Here is a 23,685-nt window from a genome sequence, read left to right as displayed (position 1 = left end):
GGGCGGGACTCCTGTCGGGCGGGGGCGGATCGCCACCATTGTCGTCGCCGACCGGCGTCGCACCCGCACGGCACGCCCGCACCGGCTCGCCGTGAGGGCGGCCCGATAGCCTCGGACCATGTCGCACCCCGACGCCACGGCCCCCGAAGGCTCGGCGGGATACCCCGCCGCCTGGGAGGCGGACGTGGTGCTGCACGACGGCTCCACGGCGCGGGTGCGCCCCATCCGACCGCGGGACGCCGACGCCCTGCAGGCGTTCCACGTCGGGCAGTCGGAGCGATCCACCTACCTGCGGTTCTTCGCACCGCTCGGTCGCCTGTCCGACCGGGACCTCGAGCGGCTGGTCACCGTGGACCATCGCGACCGGGTGGCCCTGGTGGCGCTGGCGGGGTCGGCCGGCGAGGAGCGGATCATCGGCGTCGCGCGGTACGACCGGATCGACCCGGACACCGCCGAGGTCGCGTTCAACATCGCGGATGCGCGGCAGGGCCTCGGCCTGGCGTCCGTGCTGCTCGAGCACCTGGCCGCAGCGGCGCGGGAGCGCGGTGTACGCCGGTTCGTCGCCGAGGTGCTGCCGCAGAACGGCCGGATGATCTCGGTCTTCCGAGAGGCGGGCTACGAGGTGCGCCAGCGGACCGAGGACGGCGTGGTCGCCGTGTCGTTCGGCATCGACCCGACCGACCGCTCGCAGGAGGTGATGGCCGACCGCGAGCACCGGGCCGAGGCGCGGTCGATGCGCGCGCTGCTCGAGTCGAGGTCCGTCGTCGTCGTCGGGCCCGGCACCGACGACCCCCGGCCGTTGCACGTCGGCATGGTGACGCGGGTGCTCGCCGGCCTGGCGGCGGCGGCGACCAGCGGGGCGGTCGTCGTCCACGCCACCGGTGTCCCGCCGGAGTCGGTCGCCGGCACGGGAGCCACCTGGTGGCCGGACCTCGACGCGGTACCCGGTCCGGTGGACCTCGCGGCGGTGGCCGTGGCGGGGGAGCGGGCCGAACCGGTGGTCCGGGCACTGTCCCGGTTGTCGGTGCGCGCGGTCGTGCTGCTGTCCTCGGGCTTCGCCGAGGACGGTGCCGCGGGCCTCGAGCGCCAACGTCGGCTGCTGCGGACCGCGCACGGTGCCGGCATGCGGATGGTCGGACCGGCCTCGTACGGGGTGCTCGCGACGGGTCCGGACGGCACGCTGGACGTGTCCCTGGCACGCAGCGTGCCCGGGCCCGGTGGGATCGGGCTGTTCTGCCAGTCGGCACCGTTCTCGGTCGCCCTCCTGGCAGCGCTCGAGCACCGCAACCTCGGCCTGTCGCAGTTCGTCTCCGCGGGCCACCGCGCGGACGTGTCCGGCAACGACCTCATGCAGTTCTGGGCCGAGGACGTGCAGACCCTCGCGGTGGGCCTGCACATGGAGTCGGTCGGCAACCCGCGCAAGTTCTCCCGGGTCGCGCGCCGGCTCGCGGCGGTGAAGCCGGTCGTCGTGATGACGGCGGGGCGGTCCGGACAGGTGGTGCCTCCCGGGCACGCCGTGCGGGCGACCCAGGCACCTGCGCGGGTGCTCAGCCAGGTGATGCGCCAGTCCGGGGTGATCCGGGTGGACAACACCCACCAGATGTTCGACGTGCTGCAGCTCGTGGCGCACCAGCCGCTGCCGTCGGGACGCCGCACCGGCATCCTGGCCAGCTCCGCGTCGGCTGCGACGCTGGTCGCCGAGCTCGCCGCGACGCACGGTCTCCGGATCGGGCGGCACGTGTCCCTCGTCCCGGAGGACGCGGCACCGGAGGTCCTCGACCGGGCGGTGCACGAGCTGTACGACGAGCCCGACCTCGACGCCGTGATCGCCGTGCGGATCCCCGTGGTCGGGGACCTCGACCCGACGGTGGCGCGGGCGGTCGCCGAGGCAGCAGCCCGCACGGGACGTCCGACGGTGGCGGTGATGGGCGGTCTGCACGGTGTGACGGACGAGCTGACGGCGCCCGGTCCCGACGGCGCGCCACGGACCGTGCCGGCATACGCCACGCCGGCCGACGCGGTGCTCGCGCTGGGCCACGCCGCTCGCTACGCCCGGTGGCGCGCGGCGGACCGGGGTGCCCCCTTGCATCCCGAGGGCTTCGACCTGCGGGCCGCGCGTCGTCTCGTCGGCGAGTGGCTGCCCGCCGACGCGGGACAAGAGGTGCGGCTGGAGCCGGACCGGACCGCTCAGCTGCTCGCCTGCGCCGGCATCCGCGTGCAGCGGACGATCGGCGTCGACGACGCCGACTCCGCCGTGGCCGCGGCGGACGAGCTCGGGTGGCCCGTCGCGGTCAAGACGACCGTCCCGGCCCTGCGGCACCGTGCCGACCTCGGGGGCGTGCGGCTCGACGTGGGCGACGAGGCCGAGCTCCGGGCCGACGTGGCCGAGGTGCTCGAGCTGGCCGCCTCGCTCGGACCGTCGCCCGCGGGCCACCCCCTGGAGGTCCAGTCGATGGCGCCGCACGGCTCCGCGTGCGTGATCCGCTCGGCCGAAGACCCTCTGTTCGGCCCTGTGATCAGCTTCGGGCTCGCCGGAGACGCCACGGACCTGCTGGGGGACACCGCCTACGGCGTGCCGCCGCTGACGGACGTCGACGTCGGCCAGCTCGTGCGGACGCCCCGCACGGCGCCGCGGCTCTTCGGCTACCGCGGGCTGCCAGCCCTCGACGTCGTGGCGCTGGAGGACGTCGTCGCCCGCGTCTCGGTGCTCGCGGACGGGCTGCCGGAGCTGCGCCGTCTCGAGCTGAACCCCGTGGTGGTCGCCGAGCACGGTGCGGTGGTGCTCGCGGCGGCCGCGACCCTCGCGCACGCCGACCGTTCGGACGCCACCCGCCGCCTGCCGCGCTCGTGACCCGCAGCGTCGCCCGGCGGGGTGGGAGGATGGTGCGGTGCCTGCCGTGACACCCCTGGACAAGGACCTGCACCGCGACCTGCACCGGGCGGGGTACTACCCCGAGCTGGTGGCCGACGTGCTCGACGTCGCACTCGCGGGTGAGTCCGTCGAGGCGCACCTCGTGCACCCGGAGACCACGTTCGACGACGCGGAGGTCCGCCGTCACGTGACCGTCCTGGTGCTCACACCGACGCGCCTCGTCGTCGCCCACGTGGACGACCACGCGCCGGACGCCGAGCACCCGTCGGCCTCGGCCTCGGCCACCACCGAGGCCGTGCCCCTGCGCGAGCTCCGGTCGGTGGCGCTCACCCACGTGGTCGACGACCCGCAGCGGCATCGCCAGGGCCACGGCGCGCTGGAGCTGACGATGGTCATCGGCTGGGGCGCCGTGTCGCGCGTGGACCTCGAGCCGGCCACCTGCGGGGACCCGGAGTGCGAGGCCGACCACGGGCTGACCGGCACCCTGGCGCCGGACGACGTCGTGCTCCGGGTCAGCTCGGTCGCGGACGGTGCGGAGGCCGTGCGTGCGGCTCAGACGTTCGCCCGCAGGCTGTCCGCCGCCACCGCGGCAACCCGGTGACGCATCTCCTCGGTGGTGCGCGCACCCCCGGTGCCGACGACGAGCTGATCGAGCCGGAGCTGCTCGGCCGGTCGCTCGGACAGGTGCTCCCCGCCGTGGCCGGCGCCCTCGGCGTCGACCTGCCCGGAGCTGCCGCCGCCCGCGCGCTCCTGGGCCTGCCGTCGGCCGAGCGGGTGTGCGTCGTGCTGGTGGACGGCCTCGGCCACACCAACCTCTCGCAGCGGTCGGGCCACGCGCCGTTCCTGCGGTCCCTCCTGCTCGATTCGGCGCCCCTGACGACCACGTTCCCGTCGACGACCGCCACCGCCATGGGCACCTTCGGCACCGGGCTCCCGCCGGGCCGCACCGCGATGCTGGGGTACACCGTCCGCGACCCTGCGACGGGCCGGCTGGGGAACCTCGTCTCCTGGACGGACCTGCCCCCGGCGGAGACGTGGCAGCCGGAGCGCAGCGTGCTGGGCAGGCTGGCGGATGCCGGCGTGCGGGTGCTCAGCGTCGGGCCGGCGCGCTTCGAGGGGTCGGGACTGACCCGGGCGGCGCTCTCCGGCGCGACGTACCGTCCGGCTGAGTCGCTCGACCAGCGCGTCGACGTCGTCGCCCGTGAGCTGCGGCGGCCCGGGGTGGCCTATCTGTACTGGGGTGACGTGGACAAGGTCGGCCACCACGCGGGCTGCGACTCCTGGGAGTGGGGCGACGCCCTCGAGGCCCTCGACGCCCAGCTCGCCCGCCTCGCCCGGCTGCTGCCCTCGGGCACGCTGCTCCTGGTCACGGCCGACCATGGCATGGTGGACGTCGACCCGTCGCTCCGCTGGGACGTCGCCGGCACACCGGCGCTCGCCGAGGGTGTCGCGCTCGTGGCGGGGGAGCCGCGGGCGCTGCACCTGCACCTCGAGCCGGCCGCCGAGGCCACCGACGTGGTGCGGCGTTGGCAGGACGTGCTGGGAGACGGGGCTGTGGTGCGGACCCGCGAGGAGGCCGTCGCGACGGGCTGGTTCGGCGTCGTGGCGGACCGCGTGCGGCCGGTGATCGGGGACGTCGTGGTCGCCACCACCGGACGGGTCACGGTGGTCGACTCCCGCACGCAGACCCCCGCGTCGCTGGGGCTGGTCGGGGTGCACGGGTCGCTGACCCGCCAGGAGATGCTTGTGCCCTGCCTCGTCACGCAGGTGTGAGAGAGCTTCGAGGGAGACGCGGATGGCCGAGCTGGTGTTCTTCTCCGGCACCATGGACTGCGGGAAGTCGACGCTGGCGCTGCAGATGCACCACAACCACGCCGCACGGGGGCGCGACGGGGTGCTGTTCACCCGCCACGACCGCGCGGGCACCGCGACCATCTCCTCGCGCCTCGGCCTGGCCCGGCGCGCGAACGAGGTCGACGACGACACCGACTTCTGGGCGGAGGTGGTGCACCGCCGCACGCACGGTCGCCCGGTCGACTACCTGATCGCGGACGAGGCGCAGTTCTACACCGCCGCGCAGGTGGATCAGCTGGCGCGGGTGGTCGACGAGCTGGCGGTCGACGTGTTCGCGTTCGGGATCAGCACCGACTTCCGTGCCCGGCTGTTCCCGGGATCGGCACGTCTCGTCGAGCTCGCCGATCGCGTCGAGGTGCTGCAGGTACGCGCCCTGTGCTGGTGCGGGCAGCGCGCCACGCACAACGCCCGCACCGTGGACGGGGTGATGGTGGTCGAGGGGGAGCAGGTGGTCGTCGGCGACGTCGCGGGCACCGCCGAGGTGGCCTACGAGGTGCTCTGTCGTCGCCACCACATGCGCCGGATGACGGCGGCGACCGCACGTGCCGCCGCCCCGACCCCTCAGACCTTGCTGACGGCCACCACCGGCCAGCCCGCCGAGGTCTGAGCCGCCCGGTTCACTCGGGCTTGGCGCCGAAGACGATCTCGTCCCAGCTCGGCACCTTGGCCCGGCCCCGTCGGCTCCGCGGACGGTCCGCCGCGGGTGCCGGCTCGTCCGGCGACGCCGCAGGCGCGGGGACCGTCGCGACCGGTGGCGTCTCGCCGGCCGCGTCCTCCGTGTCGCCTGAGCCGGCTGCGTGCAGGTGCGTCACCGACAGCACCCGGGCCTCGGCGACGGGGTCGGCGTCGACGGGGTGCGCGCCGGGCACCTGCTGCTCGAACGTGCCGAGGTCGAAGGCGCGCTGCGGTCCGAAGCCCTCGAACCGGTCCCCGTCGTCCTCGTCGTCCTCGACGTCGAGGCCCTGACGGACGCCGCGGCGGCTGCGCAGGTCGTCGAGCAGGGCGGCCGTCCGTTCGACCGGGTCGGCGACCGGTTCGCGGTCCTCGCCGCCGAGCGGTGCCGGATCTGCGCGGAAGTCGAAGACGACGTCGCGCACCGCCGCCAGGTGGCGCCGTCCCACGGGCTCGTCGAGCTCGGTCTCGGACAGCCACCGCGCCTCGTCGTCGAGCGCCACGAGAGCGTGGGAGGCGGCATCGAAGCTCCACCTGGCTTCGCGCGGCTCGCCTCCGACGACGAAGTGCGCCAGCACCGTCCACGGCGACGCGCCGTCGCGGGCCGCGTCCCAGCCGAGCGTGCTGACATCGACCCCGCGTGCGGCCAGACGGTCGGTCACCAGGTCGCCCAGCGCGGGGGAGCCGTTCTCGTGCCCGACGTGCGCCGACCGCGCCTGCTCGGCGATGTACTCGCGCTCCGCCAGCACCGGACCGTCGTAGCGACGCACCGCCTCGACGGGCAGGCCCGCGGAGTCTGCGACCTCCTGCGCCGTGGCACCCGCACGGATCCGCGCCTGGATCTCCCGGGGGCTGAGAGTGCCCGCGCGCTCCGACCGCAGCTGTTCGAGCTGCGGACGGTCCCGGCGGACGGCAGCCCGCAGCGGCTCGTCGATGCGCAACCGGAACCGCTGACCGTCGGGGCCGGACAGCACCAGGTGCTCCCCGTCCTCGTGCAGTCCCACCAGCTCGAGCTCACCCATGGCCTCTCGCCTCCCTTCCGGCGCCCAGGTTGCCACCCATCCGGCCCAGCGCGGCGCACCTCGGCCGGTGAGCCGCGAGCCCTGCGGCAGGATGGAGGCGTGAGCCAGCCCCCCACCCCGACGGACCCCGACGTCGTCGCAGAGCTCCGCTCCGTCGCCGAGGCGGTGGCCCGGGAGGCCGGCGCCCTGGTCGGCGACGGACGCCCGGACCGGGTCACCGTCGCCGCGACGAAGTCGAGTCCGCAGGACGTGGTCACCGCCATGGACCTCGCCTCCGAGGCGCTGCTGCGTCGCCGGCTCGCGGAGCTGCGGCCCGGGGACGCGGTGCTCGGCGAGGAGGGCGGCTTCGAGCCGGGCAGCACGGGCATCACCTGGGTCGTGGACCCGATCGACGGGACGGTGAACTACCTGTACGGCCTGCCGTCGTACTCCGTCTCCGTCGCGGCGGTCACGTCCCCCGACCCGTCGGTGGCGCCGTCGCCGCACACGTGGACGGTGCTGGCGGGATGCGTCCACGCCCCGACCATCGGCATCACGTACACCGCGGGACGCGGTTCCGGTGCATGGCTCGACGGCCGACCGCTGCACCTGCCGCCCGCACCGGCGCTGCCGGACGCCCTGCTCAGCACGGGCTTCGGCTACGTCGCGCAGCGCCGACGTGCACAGGCCCGCGTCGTGGCCGACCTCCTGCCGCGCGTGCGGGACATCCGCCGCATCGGGTCAGCGGCGCTCGACCTCTGCTCGGTGGCGGCGGGAACGCTCGACCTGCACTACGAACGGGGCCTGCAGCCGTGGGACATGGCGGCGGGCTCGTTGATCGCACAGGAGGCCGGAGCCGTCGTGACGGGGCTGCGCGGTCGCCCCGCGGACGCCGAGATGACGGTCGCCGGGGCGCCCGTCCTCGTCGCCGAGGTGGTGGCTCTCCTCGAGGCCCTGGGCGCCGACTCGGACGAGTGACGTCGCGCTCGGCGAGGTGCTCGGCGAGACCGGCCGGCGCCGCGTTCGCATCCCCTCGGGATGTGGTGCACAATCCCCTCCGCGCGGGGAACAAACCGCGCCCGCTGAGCATTGAGCACCCGTACCCCAGACCAGTCCACGGAATGTGAGCCCCCATGGCGACCGACTACGACGCGCCGCGCAAGACGGAGGAGGACCTCAGCGAGGACTCGCTGCAGGAGCTCCAGGCCCGGCGTTCGGACAAGAACTCGGGCGTGGTCGACGAGGACGAGACCGAAGCAGCCGAAGGCTTCGAGCTGCCCGGCGCCGACCTGTCCGGCGAGGAGCTGTCGGTGCGCGTGCTGCCCCGGCAGGCCGACGAGTTCACCTGCTCCCGCTGCTTCCTGGTGCACCACCGCAGCCAGCTCGCCTACGAGCGCGACGGCCAGCCCGTCTGCTCGGAGTGCGCCGCCTGAGCCGTCCCGCACCACGCGACCGTTCCACCGACGGCCGGCCCCTCCGGGGCCGGCCGTCGTCGTGCCCGCGAGGTCACGCCCCCGTCGGGGCGGACGTACGAGCACCTGCCGCCGAGAGTGCGGCGACCAACCGGTCGGGTCGGCGAGTGCTGACCACCCAGTACGGGGTGGGGTCCTGCGGGTCGTGCAGCTCGATCCGCACGGCCCGGTGCACCCAGCCCCGAAGGCAGAGGTACGCCCGGGCATCCAGCGCCGGGCCGAGCTCCGTGCGCAGCGCCTCGCCCTCCAGGACGGTCGCCGGACCGACCAGACGGGCCGGGATCCGGGCCGCACCGGCGCGCAGGGTGCCGCGGTCGACCTCGACCCGCGTGGTGGTCAGCACGGCGACCAGCAGGCCGCCCGCGACTCCGAGCACGGCGACCACCAGGGCCAAGGTGTCGTTCACCGGCAGGACGGCGACGCCGAGCACGATGCCGAACAGGACGACGAGCAGCCACCCGAGCGGACCCAGCCACAGCCGTTCGGTGTACGCGGTGCCACCAGGGGACCCGGTCGCCCCGTCCACGGGGCTGCTGTCGGCCATGGGGACAGCATCGCACCGGTCGAGCGGCCTGTAGGGTCGGCACCCGTGACCGAGCCGACCGTCGAGGTGCTGCTGCTGAGGCTGGACCCGGAGCTGCCGGTGCCGTCCTACGCGCATCCGGGCGACGCGGGTGCGGACCTGGTGAGCCGGATCGACGTGACCGTGCCCGCCCAGGGCCGGGTCACGGTGCCGACCGGGGTGGCGATCGCGCTGCCCGACGGCTACGCCGCCTTCGTGCACCCCCGCTCCGGCCTGGCGTCGCGGCACGGGCTGACCATCGTGAACGCCCCGGGCACCGTCGACGCCGGCTACCGCGGGGAGATCTCGGTCACCCTGCTCAACACCGACACCGAGCACGACCTGGTGCTGCACCGCGGGGACCGCATCGCCCAGCTCGTGGTGCAGCGCGTCGAGCGGGCACGGTTCGTCGAGGCGGAGCGGCTGCCGGGCTCGCACCGCGGTGACGGCGGGTTCGGCTCGAGCGGGGGCTGGAAGTCGGCCGGCGGAGCGGGCGATCGCACGTCCACGTCGCAGAAGAGCGACACTGGAGCCTGAGACCGACGTGCACGCGCACGGCGGGGAGGAGATGGAGTGGCCCTGTTCCGGCGCGGCAGCAAGAGTGCTGCCGCCGACGACGCCGTCCCGCAGGACGAGAACGTGACGACGCCTGAACCGTCGTCCCCGCAGTCCGCGCCCACCACGGGACCGTGGGACGTCGAGGACGCCCCCGTCGACGTGCCGCGGGTCGACCTCGGTGCCGTGCAGCTGCCGGGGATCGAGGGCATGGAGCTCCGGATGGAGATCGACGAGGCCAGCCGCACCGTGTCCGGTGTCTCGGTCGCCCTCGACGGCTCGATCATGCAGGTCCAGGCCTTCGCCGCACCGCGGACCGAGGGCATCTGGGACGAGATCCGCACCGAGATCGCCGCATCGATCACGCAGCAGGGCGGCACCGTCGACGACCTGCCCGGCCCGTTCGGCCGCGAGCTGCTCGCCCGCATGCCCGTGCGGACGCCGGAGGGCCGCACCGGGCACCGCCCCGCGCGGTTCATCGGCGCGGACGGCCCCCGCTGGTTCCTGCGCGGCGTGCTGACCGGCCGGGCCGCCGTCGAGCCGGAGGCGGCATCGGCGCTCGAGCAGGTGTTCGCGCAGATCGTCGTCGTACGAGGCACTGACGCCCGGCCCCCGCGCGACCTGCTGCCGCTGCGTCTCCCGGACCAGAGCGAACCGGCACCTGCCGGTCCGGAGGGCGGTGCCGAGCCGGACTTCGACCCGTTGCGGCGCGGCCCCGAGATCACCGAGATCAGATGAGGACCCGATGAGCCTGAAGTCACGGCTGCACCACCTCCTCGCCTCCCAGGCCGAGCTCGAGGCCGACGAAGAGCGCGACCAGGTGCGTCGGATGGGCGGCTGCACGCCTGTCGAGAAGGTGGGGGACCGCACCCGCGCGCGGGTGTCCGGCGTCGTCCGCTCGGTCACCCTGCGCCCGCGGGAGAACGTGGCCGCCCTCGAGGCGGAGCTGTACGACGGGAGCGGCACCCTCGACCTCGTCTGGCTGGGCCGACGGGAGATCGCCGGCATCAGCCCGGGACGGCGACTGCGTGCCGAAGGTCTCGTGTGCGTGGTCGACGGGCGCCGGACCGTCTTCAACCCCCGGTACGAGCTCCAGCCCCGACCCGGTGAGTGAGCAGCAGGGCGCGTCCGCGCGTGGGCTCAGGGCGCTGACCGGCGAGGAGTTCTCCGCGACGGAGGCGCTCGGCGGCGTCCGCGGCGTGGTGGAGTCGGTGGCGCCGGGCCTGCTCTTCGTCGTGGTGTACCTCGTGACGGGGGAGCGGCTGCGGCCGGCGTTGATCGCCGCGGTGGCTGCAGCCGTGCTGGCCGTGGTGGCGCGGCTGGTGCAGCGGACGCCGGTGACGCAGGCGTTCTCGGGGCTGCTCGGTGTGGCCGTCGGCGTCGTGTGGGCCTGGCGGTCCGGCGCCGCGAGCAACTACTTCCTGGTCGGGCTGCTGACCAATGGCGCCTACCTCGTCGGGACGGCGCTGACGATCGTCCTCGGCTTCCCGCTGGTCGGTCTGGTCGTCGGCCTGTTCGCCAAGGACGGCCCCCTGTCGAGCGGCCCGTGGTCCGCGGTGCTCGCCTGGCGCGGCGACCGGTCGCGGCGCCGCGCGTACGCCCTGGCCACCTGGCCCTGGGTCGGCATGTTCGCCGTTCGGCTGGCCGTCCAGGTCCCGCTCTACCTGAAGTCGGACGTCGCCTGGCTCGGGACCGCCAAGCTGGCGATGGGCCTGCCGCTGACGGCGCTGGTGCTCTGGGTCAGCTGGCGGATGGTCCGTGCAGCAGAAGGTCCTCCAGCTGCTGCTCCTGAGCATCCCGCCCGGTGACGAACAGCAGCTCGTCGCGACCCTCGAGGGTGTCGTCCGCGCTCGGTGCCAGCGGCCGGGTGTCGCGCACGATCGCGGCGAGCACCGTGTCGGCCGGCCAGACGATCTCGCCGACGCGCACGCCGACCAGCGGCGAGTCCGACGGCAGCGTGAGCTCGAGGATGTCCGCGCGCGACTGATGGAAGGTGAAGATCTTCACCAGGTCGCCGACGGCGACGGCCTCCTCGACCATCGCCGTCATGATCCGTGGCGTCGACACGGCGACGTCGACACCCCACGCCTCGTCGAACATCCACTCGTTCTTCGGGTTGTTCACCCGGGCGACCGTGCGGGGCACGCCGAACTCGGTCTTCGCAAGCAGTGCGACGACGAGGTTCGCCTTGTCGTCACCGGTCGCGGCGACCATCACGTCGCACTCGTCCGCCTTGACCTCGCGCAGCGTCGGCAGCTCGCACGCGTCCGCCAGCAGCCACTCGGCGTCCGGCACCTGGGCGACCCGCATGGCGGAGGGCTGCCGGTCGATCAGCGTGACCTGGTGCTCGTGCGCGAGCAGCTCGCGCGCGATCGACCGGCCCACGGATCCCGCACCCGCGATCACGACCCTCACTCCGTCACCCCCGGTGCGGTGCCGAGCACGCGCTCGACGGCGTCCACGTCCTCGACCCGCTGCAGCACGTGCAGCACGTCGTTCTCCTGCAGCACCGTGTCGGCGGCCGGGAGGATGCCGTCGCCGTACCGGGTGACGTAGGCGACGCGCGCCCCGGTGGCTGCCTCGATCGCGCGCAGCGGTCGGCCGATCCAGCCCGCGTGGACGTCCACCTGGGCGAGGCTGATGTGCCCCGAGGCGTCGCGGTACTGGTCCTGCGCGCCCATCGGGAGCATGCGGCGCAGCACCTGGTCGGCGGTCCAGCGGACCGTCGCGACCGTCGGGATGCCCAACCGCTGGTAGATCTCCGCGCGGTGCGGGTCGTAGATGCGCGCGACGACGTTCTGCACGCCGAACGTCTCGCGGACCACGCGTGCCGCCAGGATGTTCGAGTTGTCGCCGTCGGAGACGGCGGCGAACGCGAACGCGTCCTCGATCCCGGCACCGGTCAGCGTGTCGCGGTCGAAGCCGAGGCCCGTGACCTTCTTGCCCTCGAAGCTCGCGTCGAGGCGGCGGAACGCCTCGGGGTTCTGGTCGATCACCGCGACGGAGTGGCCGCGGCCCTCGAGCGAGAGGGCCAGCGTCGCGCCGACGCGGCCGCAGCCCATGATCACGAAGTGCACAGGCGGTCACGCTACAGCCTCGGTCGGAGGGTCGCGGCCCGGCGGTGAGGCGGCCCCACGGGCGGCGGGCCGGCGCGGAACGGGCGCTCGACGACCGCCAGGGCCTGCACCAGGGCCAGCCTGGCGAGCGCCGGGCCCGGCTGTGGCGGGCGCACCCGGGGCATACGATCTGGCCTCGTGTCCGAGATCGCCGACGCGGCCAAGCGGCTCCTGCTGGGCCGCCCCATGCGCAGCGACCGCCTCGGTCACACGCTGCTGCCCAAGCGCATCGCCCTGCCGGTGTTCGCCTCGGACGCGCTCTCCTCGGTCGCGTACGCCCCGGACGAGATCCTGCTGACGCTGTCCATCGCCGGGGTGGCCGCGCTGGCCGTGTCGCCGTGGATCGGCGTCGCCGTGGTCGTCGTCATGGTGACCGTGGTCGCCTCCTACCGGCAGAACGTGCACGCGTACCCCTCGGGCGGTGGCGACTACGAGGTCGCCACCGTGAACCTCGGCCCGAACGCGGGTGTCACCGTCGCGAGCGCACTCCTGGTCGACTACGTGCTGACGGTGGCCGTGTCCATCTCGTCGGGCGCGCAGTACGCGGCGACCGCGATCCCCGCCCTGCAGGGTCACGAGCGGGACTTCGCCATCGGCCTGGTCGTCGTGCTGATGCTGATCAACCTGCGCGGGGTCAAGGAGTCCGGGACCGCGTTCGCCATCCCGGTGTACTGCTTCATGGGCGTGATCGGCCTGCTGGCCGTGGTCGGCGCGATCCGCTACGTGACCGGGCACCTCCCGATGGCCGAGAGCGCCGGCTTCACCCTCAACCCGGAGGCGGGGTACCAGACCGGGGTCACGGGCCTGGGAGGCGCGTTCCTGGTGCTGCGGGCCTTCGCGTCGGGCTCGGCGGCGTTGACGGGTGTCGAGGCGATCTCGAACGGTGTGCCCGCGTTCCGCAAGCCGAAGTCGAAGAACGCCGCCACCACCCTGGCTCTTCTCGGCGGCATCTCGATCACGATGATCATGTCGATCCTGCTGCTGTCGCGCGCGACCGGCGTCACCTTCGCGGACCGGCCGTCCGAGCAGCTGCTGCGGGACGGGGTTCCCGTCGGCGACTCGTACGTGCAGCACCCGGTGATCAGCCAGCTCGCCGCGTCGGTGTTCCACGGCGCCGGTTGGATGTTCGCCATCACCGCCGTGGTGACGGGCCTCATCCTGACGCTGGCGGCGAACACCGCCTTCAACGGGTTCCCGGTGCTCGGCTCGATCCTGGCCCGCGACGGGTACCTGCCCCGGCAGCTGCACACCCGCGGTGACCGGCTCGCCTTCTCCAACGGCATCGTCACGCTGGCGGCCGGCGCGATCATCCTGATCTGGGCGTTCGACGCGCAGGTCACCCGCCTGATCCAGCTCTACATCGTCGGCGTGTTCGTCTCCTTCACGCTGAGCCAGCTCGGCATGACGCGGCACTGGACGCGCGAGCTGCGCACCGAGCAGGACGCGGCGAAGCGTGCGGCGATGAAGCGGTCGCGGATCATCAACGCGTTCGGCTTCTGCATGACGTCCGCCGTGCTCCTCGTCGTCCTGATCACCAAGTTCGTGCGCGGCGCGTACATCGCCATCCTCGCGATGGCCGCGGTGTTCCTGCTCATGCAGGCGATCCACAAGCACTACACGCGGGTGCGCCGCGAGCTGGCGCTGCAGGACGTCGGCTCCGCGAAGGCGCTGCCGAGCCGCGTGCACGCGATCGTGCTCGTCTCCCACCTGCACCGGCCGACCATGCGGGCGCTCTCGTACGCCCGGGCGTCCCGGCCGCAGGTGCTCGAGGCGGTGACCGTCGGCGTGGAGCCGGAGGAGGTGGCGGCGCTGCGGACCGCGTGGGAGCGGCTCGAGGTGCCCGTCCCGCTGAAGGTGCTGGACTCGCCGTTCCGCGAGATCACCCGGCCGGTGGTCGCCTACGTCCGGTCGATCCACCGTGAGAGCCCGCGCGACCTCGTCGTGGTGTACATCCCCGAGTACGTGGTCGGGCACTGGTGGGAGGCCCTGCTGCACAACCAGAGCGCCCTGCGCCTGAAGGGGCGGCTGCTGTTCACGCCGGGCGTCGTGGTCGCGTCGGTCCCGTGGCAGCTGGCGTCGAGCGAAGGTCAGACCGGCCTCGAGGAGCGCACCCCGGGGACAGTGCCACGTGCCTGGTGACGCCCTGGTCGAGCTGGAGGTCGGTCCGGTCGCGCACGGTGGCCACTGCGTCGCACGCCTGCACGGGCGCGTGGTGTTCGTGCGGCACAGCCTGCCCGGCGAGCGGGTGCGCGCTCGGCTGACCGAGTCGGGCGAGGGACGCCGGTTCTGGCGCGCCGACGCCGTCGAGGTGCTGGAGGCCTCGCCGGACCGGGTGCCGTCCGTCTGGCCGGCGGCGGGGCCCGGCGGTGTGGGCGGCGGTGAGCTCGCTCATGTGGCGCTGCCGGCGCAGCGCGCCTGGAAGGCAGCCGTGCTCGACGAGCAGCTGCGCCGGCTGGCGCACGTCGAGCCGGACGTGCCGGTGCTGGCCGCGCCGGGCGACGAGGAGCGTGACGGGCTGGCCTACCGCACCCGGATCGACCTCGTGGCCGACGGCTCCGGCCGTGCCGGCATGCGGCGCTTCCGGTCGCACGACGTCCAGGCGCTGGAGTCCATGCCGCTCGCCACCGAGACGATCGCCGGGCTCGGCCTGTTCGAGCGCCGCTGGCCCGCCGGGGCGCGGATCGAGGCCGTCGCCCCCGCCGGTGGTGACGAGCCGTTGGTGCTGCTCGACGGTGTCCCGTTCGACCTGCGCCGCAGCCGCCCGGACACCCGTCCCAACGCGCGGTCCTCCGTCCACGAGCGGGTCGGCGACGACGTCTACCGCGTGTCCGCGGCCGGGTTCTGGCAGGTGCACCGAGCGGCTCCGGCGGTGCTGGTCGACGCGGTCCGGGCCGGTGTCGGCGACGTCGTCGGCGCCACGGTGGCGGACCTCTACTCCGGCGCCGGCCTGTTCACCGTGCCCCTGGCGGACGCCGTCGGGCCGACCGGGTCCGTGGTGAGCGTCGAGGGTGACGAGCGCGCCGTGCGCGACGCCCGTCGGACGCTGCACGACCGGGACAACGTCACGCTGCACCACGGCGACGTGGCCCAGGTGCTCAGCCGGGCCGACGACGTGGTGCACGCCGACGTCGTCGTGCTCGACCCGCCCCGGACCGGTGCCGGACGGGCCGTCGTCGGTGCCGTGGCGGCGCTGCGCCCTGACCGCGTCGTCTACGTGGCGTGCGACCCGGCCGCACTCGCCCGCGACATCGGGGTGCTCGGCGAGGCGGGCTACCGGCTGACGCGGCTGCAGGGGTTCGACCTCTTCCCGCACACGCACCACCTCGAGGCGGTCGCGGTCCTCGAGCGCTGACCGGCCGGGGTCCGCGAGCCACCCACATCGGCCCTCGCGCGTCGCGGCAGGCGGCGCTCGCGGCCGGTGCGTGCCGACCGGCGCGCGCCTAGTGTGGTCGTGACGGCGGTCACCTCGCCGAGGAGGGAGCACGGCAGTGAGCGAGGAGAGGGAGGTCGCCACCCAGCGCCTGGCCGAGGCCAAGCGGGCGGTGACGGAGGAGCTGTTCAAGCAGGGCACGCCGGACTACGACCCCCGTACCTACGAGCGTCTGGTCGAGGCCGAGCGGAAGGCCGCCGAGGCGGTCGAGCACCGGGACACACCCGCCGGCTGAGGTGCCGGTCGGGAGTCGGGCAGGGTAAGATATCTCGACGTCGAGATAAATCGGTCCTGCCCGGCTCCTGGCCGCACGGCACCGACCCGTCCAGCGAAGGAGCACCTCGTGAGTGTCGACAGCTTCGGATCCCGGGGCACCATCGAGGTGGGCGGCACCTCGTACGAGGTGTTCCGGCTCGCAGCGGTACCGGGCGTCGAGCGACTGCCCTACAGCCTGAAGGTCCTCGCCGAGAACCTGCTGCGCACGGAGGACGGCGCGAACATCACCGCCGACCACGTGCGCGCGCTCGCCGCGTGGGACCCGGACGCCCAGCCGGACACGGAGATCCAGTTCACGCCGGCGCGCGTGATCATGCAGGACTTCACCGGGGTGCCGTGCGTCGTCGACCTCGCCACCATGCGTGAGGCCGTCGTCGAGCTCGGTGGGGACGCGTCGCGGATCAACCCGCTTGCGCCGGCCGAGCTCGTGATCGACCACTCCGTGCAGATCGACGTCGCCGGTCGTCGGGACGCCTTCGAGCGCAACGTCGAGCTGGAGTACCAGCGCAACCACGAGCGGTACCAGTTCCTGCGGTGGGGGCAGACGGCCTTCGACGACTTCAAGGTCGTCCCGCCGGGCACCGGCATCGTGCACCAGGTCAACATCGAGTACCTGGCCCGTGTGGTGATGACGCGCGAGGTCGACGGCGTGCTGCGGGCCTACCCGGACACGTGCGTCGGCACCGACTCGCACACCACGATGGTCAACGGCCTCGGCGTGCTCGGCTGGGGTGTCGGTGGCATCGAGGCCGAGGCGGCCATGCTGGGCCAGCCGGTGTCGATGCTGATCCCGCGCGTCGTCGGCTTCAGGCTGACCGGCTCGATCCCGTCCGGGGTGACGGCGACCGACGTCGTGCTGACCATCACGCAGATGCTCCGGGCGCACGGCGTCGTCGGAAAGTTCGTCGAGTTCTACGGCGCCGGTGTGGCCGCGGTGCCGCTCGCCAACCGCGCCACCATCGGCAACATGAGCCCCGAGTTCGGCTCGACCGCGGCGATCTTCCCGATCGACGAGGTCACGCTGGACTACCTGCGGCTCACCGGCCGCAGCGACCAGCAGGTCGCGCTGGTCGAGGCGTACGCCCACGAGCAGGGGCTGTGGCACGACCCGGGCACGGAGCCGCTCTACTCCGAGTACCTCGAGCTCGACCTGTCCACGGTGGTGCCGTCGATCGCCGGGCCCAAGCGACCGCAGGACCGGATCGAGCTCCGGCAGGCGAAGTCCGCGTTCGAGCGTGACCTGCCCACCTACGCGCCGGAGGTGCGTGACCTGGTCGACCAGGCGGAGGAGGAGTCGTTCCCGGCCTCCGACTCCCCGGCCATAGGGGGTCAGGCGCTCCGCACGGTGCCGGTCACCGACAGCAACGGCAAGCAGTTCGAGCTGTTCCACGGCGCGGTGGCGATCGCGTCGATCACGTCGTGCACCAACACGTCCAACCCGTCGGTGATGCTCGCGGCCGGCCTCCTGGCGAAGAAGGCGGTCGAGCACGGGCTGACCGCCAAGCCGTGGGTGAAGACGTCGATGGCGCCGGGCTCGCAGGTGGTCACGGACTACTACGAGAAGGCCGGTCTCTGGCCGTACCTGGAGAAGCTCGGCTTCCACCTGGTCGGCTACGGCTGCGGCACCTGCATCGGCAACTCGGGTCCGCTCGACGAGCAGGTCTCGGCCGTGGTGAACGAGCACGACCTCGCGGTCGTCTCGGTGCTGTCCGGCAACCGCAACTTCGAGGGCCGGATCAACCCGGACGTGAAGATGAACTACCTGGCCAGCCCGCCGCTGGTGATCGCCTACGCGCTGGCCGGGACGATGGACTTCGACTTCGAGTCCGAGCCGCTCGGCCGGTCGGAGGACGGTCACCCGGTGTTCCTGCGGGACATCTGGCCGTCGCCGCAGGAGGTGCAGGACACCATCGACGCGTCGATCGACCGCGCCATGTTCACGGCCGACTACGCCGACGTGTTCGCCGGCGACGACCGGTGGCGCTCGCTGCCGACCCCGGAGGGCGACGTGTTCGCCTGGGACGCCGAGTCGACCTACGTCCGCAAGCCCCCGTACTTCGAGGGGATGACGGCCACGCCGGCACCCGTCCAGGACATCAGCGGCGCCCGCGTGCTGGCGAAGCTGGGCGACTCGGTCACCACCGACCACATCAGCCCCGCCGGGTCCATCAAACCGGACAGCCCCGCGGGCCGGTACCTGGCCGAGCACGGGATCGAGCGCAAGGACTTCAACTCCTACGGCTCGCGCCGCGGGAACCACGAGGTGATGATCCGCGGCACCTTCGCGAACATCCGGCTGCGCAACCAGCTGGTGCCGGGCGTCGAGGGCGGCTACACGGTCAACTTCCTCAGCGGCGAGCAGCAGGCGATCTACGACGCGTCGACCGCGTACCAGGCGGCCGGTGTGCCGCTCGTCGTCCTGGGCGGCAAGGAGTACGGGTCCGGCTCGTCGCGCGACTGGGCGGCCAAGGGCACGGCGCTGCTCGGCGTCCGTGCGGTGATCGCCGAGAGCTTCGAGCGCATCCACCGCTCCAACCTCATCGGGATGGGCGTGCTGCCGCTGCAGTTCCCGGAGGGTGAGTCGGCCGACTCGCTGGGGCTGGACGGTACCGAGACGTTCGACGTCTCCGGCGTCACGGTGCTGAACGAGGGCCGCACTCCCCGGTCGGTCCACGTGCGGGCGACGAAGCAGGACGGCAGCGTCGTCGAGCTCGACGCCGTCGTCCGCATCGACACCCCCGGAGAGGCGGACTACTACCGCAACGGCGGGATCCTGCAGTACGTGCTGCGGCAGGTCGCCGGCGTCGCCTGACGCCGAAGCACGAGGCCGCCTCGACCTGGTCCGGTTCCGGCCAGGTCGAGGCGGCCTCGTCGTCGGGGCGCGTGCACGCTCGGCGTGCCGCAGGTCAGGGCAGCTCGATGCGACGCGAGGCGTCCCAGGGCCGGGTCCAGCCGAGCGAGTCGAACATGCCGGAGAGCACCAGGGCGGTGAAGCCCCAGACGACGACACCGGCGACCTCGAAGGCCGGCGTGCTGACCGCCGGTGCACGACGCAGTCGCACAGTGCCGCGACTCGCCGGGTCCAGCAGGTCCGCGACGGGGATGCGGAACACGTCCACCGTCTCGCGGTGGTCGACGGCCGCCACCCGCGACGGACGTGCCCACCACGCCGGGACCGGCGTGACCACGTGGCGGCTGACGGGCAGCGGCAACGCCGGGAGGGAACCGAGCACCTCGACACCGGCCGGGTCGAGGCCCGTCTCCTCGACCGCCTCGCGGACCGCGGCCTGCTCCGGCGTCTCGCCCGCCTCCAGCCGGCCGCCTGGGAAGGCGATCTGGCCGGGATGGTGCCCGAGGGTCGCCGCACGGCGCTGCAGCAGCACGTCGAGGTCGGTGGAGACCGGTGCGCCAGCCGCCGAACGTGCCGGGACCGCGTCGAGCACGCCGAAGAGCACGAGGACCGCGGCGGCCCGCGAACCGGGAACCGCCACGGACCGGGACGCGTCGAGCTGCCACGGCGGACCCGCCGCGACGAGCGCGGACAGCTCGGCGCGGGCGTCCGTGCTCACCCGCGGCTGCGCACCTGGTCGGCGAACGCGGTGACCACGGAGGTGCCGGCGACCGTCAGCGCGGGCAGGTGGGCCGCCGCCGCCGTCCGCAGGGCATCCACCTCGTCCTCGTCGAGCTCGCCGACCATCTCGGGGGTCGCCAGCCACAGCTCGAGCTGGTCGGCCCCGACCTCGAGGTGGAACTGGATGCCCAGCGCCGAACCGGCCCTGAAGGCCTGCACCGGCGTCATCGCGGACCGGGCCAGCAGGGTGGCGCCGTCCGGCAGCTCGACGGCGTCGGAGTGCCAGTGCAGCACCGTGGGCGCCGTGCCGACGGCGCCGAGCGCCGACAGCACCGGGTCGTCGGCCACGAGCTCGACTGGGCCGAACCCGAGCTCGGACCCGGCCCGCCGACGGAGCGGTGCGCCGAGGGCGAGGCCCAGCAGCTGCATGCCCAGGCACACACCCAGCACCGGGACGCCGGCGTCCACCGCGGCGGCGATCAGCTCACGCTCGGCCGCCAGACCCGGATGGCCGGCGACGTCGTCGGCGTCCATGGGTCCGCCCATGACCACCAGCCCGGACAGCTCGTCGACGTCGGGCAGCCGCGGTGCCGGGTCGTCCAGCACCGTCCGCACCCGGTAGGGCGCGCCGAGGCCCGGGCCGATCAGCCCCGGACCCTCGTGCGGCGCGTGCGTCAGGATCAGCGCAGGACGCACCGGCTCACCAGCCGTCCGGCAGCGGGCGGCCCTCGTCGTAACCGGCGGCCGACTGCAGGCCCACCACGGCACGCTCGTGCAGCTCCTCGAGCGTGCTGGCCCCGACGTAGGTGGCGGCGGAGCGGACCCCGGCCGTGATCGAGTCGATCAGGTCCTCGACGCCGGGGCGACGCGGGTCGAGGTACATCCGCGAGGAGGAGATGCCCTCCTCGTAGAGCCCCTTGCGCGCACGCTCGAACGGCGAGCCGCCGCGCGTGCGAGCGGCGACCGCGCGGGCGGACGCCATGCCGAAGCTCTCCTTGTACAGCCGCCCGTCGGGGTCCGTGTGCAGGTCGCCCGGCGACTCGTGCGTGCCGGCGAACCAGGAGCCGATCATCACCTGCGACGCACCGGCGGACAGCGCCAGGGCGACGTCGCGCGGGTACCGGACGCCGCCGTCGGCCCAGACGCTGCGGCCGAGTCGCCGTGCCTCCTGCGCGCACTCCAGCACGGCCGAGAACTGCGGCCGGCCGACGGCGGTCATCATGCGCGTGGTGCACATCGCACCCGGGCCCACGCCGACCTTGACGATGTCCGCGCCCGCCTCGACGAGGTCGCGCGTGCCCTGGGCGGTGACGACGTTCCCCGCGACGACGGGCACCTGCGGGTCGAGCGAGCGGACGGCTGCCAGCGCGTCGAGCATCTTGCGCTGGTGGCCGTGCGCCGTGTCGACGACGAGCACGTCGACCTCGGCCTCGAGCAGGCTCGCCGCCTTCGCCCGCACGTCGCCGTTGATGCCCACCGCAGCGCCGACCCGAAGCCGGCCACGCCCGTCCAGGGCGGGCGTGTAGATCGAGGACCGCAGCGCCCCGACCTGGGTCAGCACCCCGATCAGCATGCCGTCGCGCACCACCGGCGCGAACCGACGGCGCGAGGCGTGCAGGCGCTCGTACGCGTCCTCGAGGCCCGCCGTCCCGCGCTGCTCCAGCACGTGCAGGTCGAGCGTCGTCGGGTTCTGCGCCATCACCTCGGCAACCTGGGTGAACCGGTCGACGTCGCGGCAGTCGGCCTCGGTGACCACCCCGACCGGGCGGCCCTCGTCCACCACCACCGCGGCACCGTGCGAGCGCTTGCCGATCAGGGTGACCGCGGTCTGCACGGTGTCGTGCGGGCTGACCACCACGGCGGTCTCGACGACGGGGTGCCGGGACTTGACGGAGGCGACAACCTCGGCCACCACGTCCGTCGGGGTGTCCTGGGGCAGCACCGCGAGGCCGCCGCGGCGGGCGACGGTCTCCGCCATCCGTCGCCCCGCGACGGCGGTCATGTTCGCGACGACGACGGGGATCGTCGTCCCGGTGCCGTCACCGGTGGTGAGGTCGACGTCGAACCGGGAGACGACCTCCGACCGGGACGGGACGAGGAAGACGTCGCCGTAGGTCAGGTCGCCGGAGGCCGTGTGGCCGGGCAGGAAGCGCATGGGAGTTCCCCTTTCCGAGACAGCCTACCGGGGGTCGCACGACAGCCCTCGGGTCGCGACCGGGTCCGCCGGGCGGCCGCCCGTCGACGAGTGCGGGTACACCGCCCGTGCGCCGCCCGCGCGCTGCGGCCCCGTGCCGGTGAGCGCGACGGTCCGGGGCCAGCGGCCATACAGTGTCCTTCGGCCTTCGTGCGGTGCGGCGGTCGAGCGGCGGCCGGAGGGAGGGCAGCGTGGGGCTCCTGGAGCACATCTCGTCGCCCGCGGACGTCCGGCGGCTCACGCCCCGCGAGGTGGACGAGCTCGCCGGCGAGATCCGGCGCTTCCTGGTCGAGTCCGTCTCGCGGACGGGCGGCCACCTCGGCCCCAACCTCGGCGTCGTCGAGCTGACCATCGCGCTCCACCGGGTGTTCCGATCCCCGCACGACACCCTGGTGTTCGACACGGGTCACCAGGCGTACGTGCACAAGCTGCTGACCGGTCGGTCCGACTTCACGCAGCTGCGGCGCCGTGGCGGTCTGTCCGGGTACCCCAGCCGCAGCGAGTCCGAGCACGACGTGGTGGAGAACTCGCACGCGTCGACGGCGCTGAGCTGGGCCGACGGCATCGCCAAGGCGTACGAGCTGCGGGGCGAGCCGGACCGGCACGTCGTCGCGGTGATCGGTGACGGGGCGCTGACCGGGGGCATGGCCTGGGAGGCGCTGAACAACATCGCCGCGGGGGAGGACCGCCGCCTCGTCGTCGTCGTGAACGACAACGGGCGCAGCTACGCCCCGACCATCGGCGGCCTCGCGCGGCACCTCGACACGCTCCGCACCACGCAGGGGTACGAGAGCGTGCTGAGCTGGGGCAAGGCGACGCTGCGCCGGTCCGGTCCGCCGGGACGCCTGGCCTACGACGCCCTGCACGGACTGAAGAAGGGCCTGAAGGACGTCGTCGCGCCGCAGGGCATGTTCGAGGACCTCGGCCTGAAGTACATCGGCCCCGTCGACGGTCACGACGAGCGCGAGGTCGAGCGGGCGCTGCGCCGGGCGCGCGCCTACGGCGGTCCGGTGATCGTGCACGTGATCACGGAGAAGGGCCGCGGGTACACCCCCGCCGAGCAGGACGTCGCCGACCGGTTCCACGCGGTGGGCCAGATCCACCCGGAGACCGGCCTGCCCCTGGCGCCCTCACGCTTCGGGTGGACGAGCGTGTTCGCCGACGAGATCGTCCGGATCGGCCGTCGGCGCCGTGACGTCGTCGCGGTCACCGCCGCGATGCTCCAGCCGGTCGGGCTGGCGCCCTTCGCCGCCGAGTTCCCCGAGCGCGTGTTCGACGTCGGCATCGCCGAGCAGCACGCCGCGACGTCCGCCGCCGGGATGGCCTTCGCCGGGCTGCACCCCGTGGTGGCGGTGTACGCGACCTTCCTCAACCGCGCCTTCGACCAGGTTCTGATGGACGTGGCGCTGCACCGTGCCGGTGTGACGTTCGTCCTCGACCGCGCCGGGATCACCGGCGACGACGGTGCCAGCCACAACGGCATGTGGGACCTCTCGCTGCTCTCGTTGGTGCCGGGGCTGCGCCTGGCTGCACCGCGTGACGAGGCGACGCTGCGCACGGCGCTGCGCACCGCCGTCGACGTGGACGACGCTCCCACGGTCGTGCGGTACCCGAAGGGTGCGCTGCCCGAGCCCGTGCCCGCGATCGAGCACCTGGACGGGGTCGACGTGCTCGCCCGGCACGCCGTGAAGGACCGCCCTGGGGCCCGGCGCGTGCTGGTCGTCGGGGTCGGTGCGATGGTGCCGACCGCTCTGGCGGTCGGCGACCTGCTCGCGGCGCACGGCCTGGCCGTGACGGTGGTCGACCCGCTGTGGCCGGTGCCGGTCCCGCCGACGCTGGTGAAGCTGGTCGGTGAGCACGAGCACGTCGTCACGCTCGAGGACGGCCTGGTCGAGGGCGGCGTCGGGTCGCTGCTCGCTCAGCGCTGCGTCGAGCAGGGGCTGCGTGAGCCCGTGCAGTCGTTCGGCGTCCCGCGCGCGTTCCTGGGGCACGCGACTCGCGAGCAGCTGGTCGACCAGCTGCGGCTCGGTGCCGCCGACGTCGCCGCGGACGTGCTGACCGCGCTCGGCGCGTCCGACTGACCGGTATCTGCACCGGTTCGACCTGGGGA

22 protein-coding genes are annotated in these 23,685 nt (G+C 73.8%); 15 read left to right on the top strand and 7 right to left on the bottom strand.

The genetic code is table 11. From position 1 onward, the window contains the following. Positions 1-118: 118 nt before the first annotated feature. Genes QMF98_RS09790 through QMF98_RS09775 form a run of 4 tightly spaced genes read left to right on the top strand, consistent with a single transcriptional unit; the run spans position 119 to position 5,333 of the window. The gene (locus QMF98_RS09790; protein ID WP_337972886.1) at positions 119-2,851 is read left to right on the top strand and encodes a GNAT family N-acetyltransferase; all 2,733 of its coding nucleotides are present in this window, start codon (positions 119-121) and stop codon (positions 2,849-2,851) included. Between the two features lie 37 nt (positions 2,852-2,888). Beyond that, entirely contained in the window at positions 2,889-3,473 is a 585-nt protein-coding gene (locus tag QMF98_RS09785; RefSeq protein ID WP_291762931.1) for a DUF5998 family protein, read from the top strand. Beyond that, positions 3,470-4,645, top strand: coding sequence for an alkaline phosphatase family protein (locus QMF98_RS09780; RefSeq protein WP_490715602.1), 1,176 nt, complete (start codon positions 3,470-3,472; stop codon positions 4,643-4,645). The genes QMF98_RS09785 and QMF98_RS09780 overlap by 4 nt, the downstream gene beginning before the upstream one ends. 22 nt (positions 4,646-4,667) lie before the next feature. Beyond that, positions 4,668-5,333, top strand: coding sequence for a thymidine kinase (locus QMF98_RS09775; RefSeq protein WP_337972885.1), 666 nt, complete (start codon positions 4,668-4,670; stop codon positions 5,331-5,333). Positions 5,334-5,343: 10 nt separating this feature from the next. On the opposite strand, the gene sepH is transcribed toward QMF98_RS09775, so the two are convergent. Further along, positions 5,344-6,420 carry a septation protein SepH gene (sepH, locus tag QMF98_RS09770; protein WP_337972884.1) on the bottom strand — a complete coding sequence of 359 codons (1,077 nt, stop codon included), beginning with the start codon at positions 6,418-6,420 and terminating at the stop codon, positions 5,344-5,346. A gap of 99 nt (positions 6,421-6,519) precedes the next feature. On the opposite strand from sepH, the gene QMF98_RS09765 reads away from it, so the two are divergent. Beyond that, the gene (locus QMF98_RS09765; RefSeq protein WP_337972883.1) at positions 6,520-7,377 is read left to right on the top strand and encodes an inositol monophosphatase family protein; all 858 of its coding nucleotides are present in this window, start codon (positions 6,520-6,522) and stop codon (positions 7,375-7,377) included. Between the two features lie 155 nt (positions 7,378-7,532). Beyond that, positions 7,533-7,832, top strand: a complete 300-nt coding sequence (locus QMF98_RS09760; RefSeq protein ID WP_263730908.1) for a DUF4193 domain-containing protein — start codon at positions 7,533-7,535, stop codon at positions 7,830-7,832. Between the two features lie 73 nt (positions 7,833-7,905). Here the strand turns inward: QMF98_RS09760 and QMF98_RS09755 are convergent, their stop codons facing one another. After that, on the bottom strand, positions 7,906-8,415 hold the full coding sequence (locus QMF98_RS09755) for a DUF3093 domain-containing protein (RefSeq protein ID WP_337972882.1): 510 nt from the start codon (positions 8,413-8,415) through the stop codon (positions 7,906-7,908). A gap of 45 nt (positions 8,416-8,460) precedes the next feature. On the opposite strand from QMF98_RS09755, the gene dut reads away from it, so the two are divergent. Genes dut through QMF98_RS09735 form a run of 4 tightly spaced genes read left to right on the top strand, consistent with a single transcriptional unit; the run spans position 8,461 to position 10,796 of the window. Continuing rightward, entirely contained in the window at positions 8,461-8,970 is a 510-nt protein-coding gene (gene dut / locus QMF98_RS09750; RefSeq protein WP_337972881.1) for a dUTP diphosphatase, read from the top strand. A 36-nt stretch (positions 8,971-9,006) separates the two neighbouring features. Further along, entirely contained in the window at positions 9,007-9,726 is a 720-nt protein-coding gene (locus QMF98_RS09745; protein WP_337972880.1) for a DUF3710 domain-containing protein, read from the top strand. 7 nt (positions 9,727-9,733) lie between these two features. Further along, positions 9,734-10,102, top strand: a complete 369-nt coding sequence (locus QMF98_RS09740; protein WP_291762924.1) for an OB-fold nucleic acid binding domain-containing protein — start codon at positions 9,734-9,736, stop codon at positions 10,100-10,102. Then, positions 10,095-10,796, top strand: coding sequence for a DUF3159 domain-containing protein (locus QMF98_RS09735; protein ID WP_337972879.1), 702 nt, complete (start codon positions 10,095-10,097; stop codon positions 10,794-10,796). The genes QMF98_RS09740 and QMF98_RS09735 overlap by 8 nt, the downstream gene beginning before the upstream one ends. Here the strand turns inward: QMF98_RS09735 and QMF98_RS09730 are convergent. Next, complete coding sequence (locus tag QMF98_RS09730) at positions 10,729-11,403, bottom strand: potassium channel family protein (RefSeq protein WP_263730902.1); 675 nt, start codon at positions 11,401-11,403, stop codon at positions 10,729-10,731. The two genes, QMF98_RS09735 and QMF98_RS09730, sit on opposite strands and share 68 nt — an antisense overlap. Beyond that, positions 11,400-12,050, bottom strand: a complete 651-nt coding sequence (locus tag QMF98_RS09725) for a potassium channel family protein (protein WP_337975596.1) — start codon at positions 12,048-12,050, stop codon at positions 11,400-11,402. Before QMF98_RS09725 ends, QMF98_RS09730 begins: the two co-directional genes overlap by 4 nt. Positions 12,051-12,242: 192 nt before the next feature. Here QMF98_RS09725 and QMF98_RS09720 point away from each other — a divergent pair, with 192 nt between their 5' ends. The 4 genes from QMF98_RS09720 (at position 12,243) to acnA (ending at position 18,622) form a co-directional block, all read left to right on the top strand. Continuing rightward, complete coding sequence (locus QMF98_RS09720; protein ID WP_337972878.1) at positions 12,243-14,243, top strand: APC family permease; 2,001 nt, start codon at positions 12,243-12,245, stop codon at positions 14,241-14,243. Beyond that, positions 14,233-15,456: a class I SAM-dependent RNA methyltransferase gene (locus QMF98_RS09715; protein WP_337972877.1), complete on the top strand. Its 1,224-nt coding sequence runs from the start codon at positions 14,233-14,235 to the stop codon at positions 15,454-15,456. Before QMF98_RS09720 ends, QMF98_RS09715 begins: the two co-directional genes overlap by 11 nt. A 136-nt stretch (positions 15,457-15,592) precedes the next feature. Beyond that, positions 15,593-15,769 (top strand): translation initiation factor 2, encoded by a 177-nt coding sequence (locus QMF98_RS09710; RefSeq protein WP_263730899.1) that lies wholly within the window; start codon positions 15,593-15,595, stop codon positions 15,767-15,769. A 108-nt stretch (positions 15,770-15,877) separates the two neighbouring features. Continuing rightward, positions 15,878-18,622 (top strand): aconitate hydratase AcnA, encoded by a 2,745-nt coding sequence (acnA, locus tag QMF98_RS09705; protein WP_337972876.1) that lies wholly within the window; start codon positions 15,878-15,880, stop codon positions 18,620-18,622. Between the two features lie 94 nt (positions 18,623-18,716). On the opposite strand, the gene QMF98_RS09700 is transcribed toward acnA, so the two are convergent. Genes QMF98_RS09700 through QMF98_RS09690 form a run of 3 tightly spaced genes read right to left on the bottom strand, consistent with a single transcriptional unit; the run spans position 18,717 to position 21,536 of the window. Further along, a complete protein-coding gene (locus QMF98_RS09700; RefSeq protein ID WP_337972875.1) occupies positions 18,717-19,379 on the bottom strand; it encodes an NUDIX hydrolase in 663 nt (220 codons plus the stop codon). Beyond that, the gene (locus QMF98_RS09695; protein ID WP_337972874.1) at positions 19,376-20,077 is read right to left on the bottom strand and encodes a type 1 glutamine amidotransferase; all 702 of its coding nucleotides are present in this window, start codon (positions 20,075-20,077) and stop codon (positions 19,376-19,378) included. Before QMF98_RS09695 ends, QMF98_RS09700 begins: the two co-directional genes overlap by 4 nt. A 4-nt stretch (positions 20,078-20,081) precedes the next feature. Next, entirely contained in the window at positions 20,082-21,536 is a 1,455-nt protein-coding gene (locus QMF98_RS09690; RefSeq protein ID WP_291762917.1) for a GuaB1 family IMP dehydrogenase-related protein, read from the bottom strand. A 230-nt stretch (positions 21,537-21,766) separates the two neighbouring features. Here QMF98_RS09690 and dxs point away from each other — a divergent pair, with 230 nt between their 5' ends. Continuing rightward, positions 21,767-23,656 carry a 1-deoxy-D-xylulose-5-phosphate synthase gene (dxs, locus tag QMF98_RS09685; RefSeq protein ID WP_337972873.1) on the top strand — a complete coding sequence of 630 codons (1,890 nt, stop codon included), beginning with the start codon at positions 21,767-21,769 and terminating at the stop codon, positions 23,654-23,656. The last annotated feature ends 29 nt before the right edge of the window (positions 23,657-23,685 follow it).

It is taken from the genome of Cellulomonas sp. NTE-D12, assembly GCF_027923705.1.
Taxonomy (GTDB): Bacteria; Actinomycetota; Actinomycetes; order Actinomycetales; family Cellulomonadaceae; genus Cellulomonas.
This window is presented reverse-complemented; position numbering and strand designations above follow the sequence as displayed.

Excerpts from the sequence above, each read along its gene's own strand:
- QMF98_RS09790 (WP_337972886.1), top strand. The coding sequence starts at position 119 with ATGTCGCACCCCGACGCCACGGCCCCCGAAGGCTCGGCGGGATACCCC.
- QMF98_RS09775 (WP_337972885.1), top strand. The coding sequence starts at position 4,668 with ATGGCCGAGCTGGTGTTCTTCTCCGGCACCATGGACTGCGGGAAGTCG.
- sepH (WP_337972884.1), bottom strand. The coding sequence starts at position 6,420 with ATGGGTGAGCTCGAGCTGGTGGGACTGCACGAGGACGGGGAGCACCTG.
- QMF98_RS09760 (WP_263730908.1), top strand. The coding sequence starts at position 7,533 with ATGGCGACCGACTACGACGCGCCGCGCAAGACGGAGGAGGACCTCAGC.
- QMF98_RS09755 (WP_337972882.1), bottom strand. The coding sequence starts at position 8,415 with ATGGCCGACAGCAGCCCCGTGGACGGGGCGACCGGGTCCCCTGGTGGC.
- QMF98_RS09740 (WP_291762924.1), top strand. The coding sequence starts at position 9,734 with ATGAGCCTGAAGTCACGGCTGCACCACCTCCTCGCCTCCCAGGCCGAG.
- QMF98_RS09725 (WP_337975596.1), bottom strand. The coding sequence starts at position 12,050 with ATGGGCTGCGGCCGCGTCGGCGCGACGCTGGCCCTCTCGCTCGAGGGC.
- QMF98_RS09690 (WP_291762917.1), bottom strand. The coding sequence starts at position 21,536 with ATGCGCTTCCTGCCCGGCCACACGGCCTCCGGCGACCTGACCTACGGC.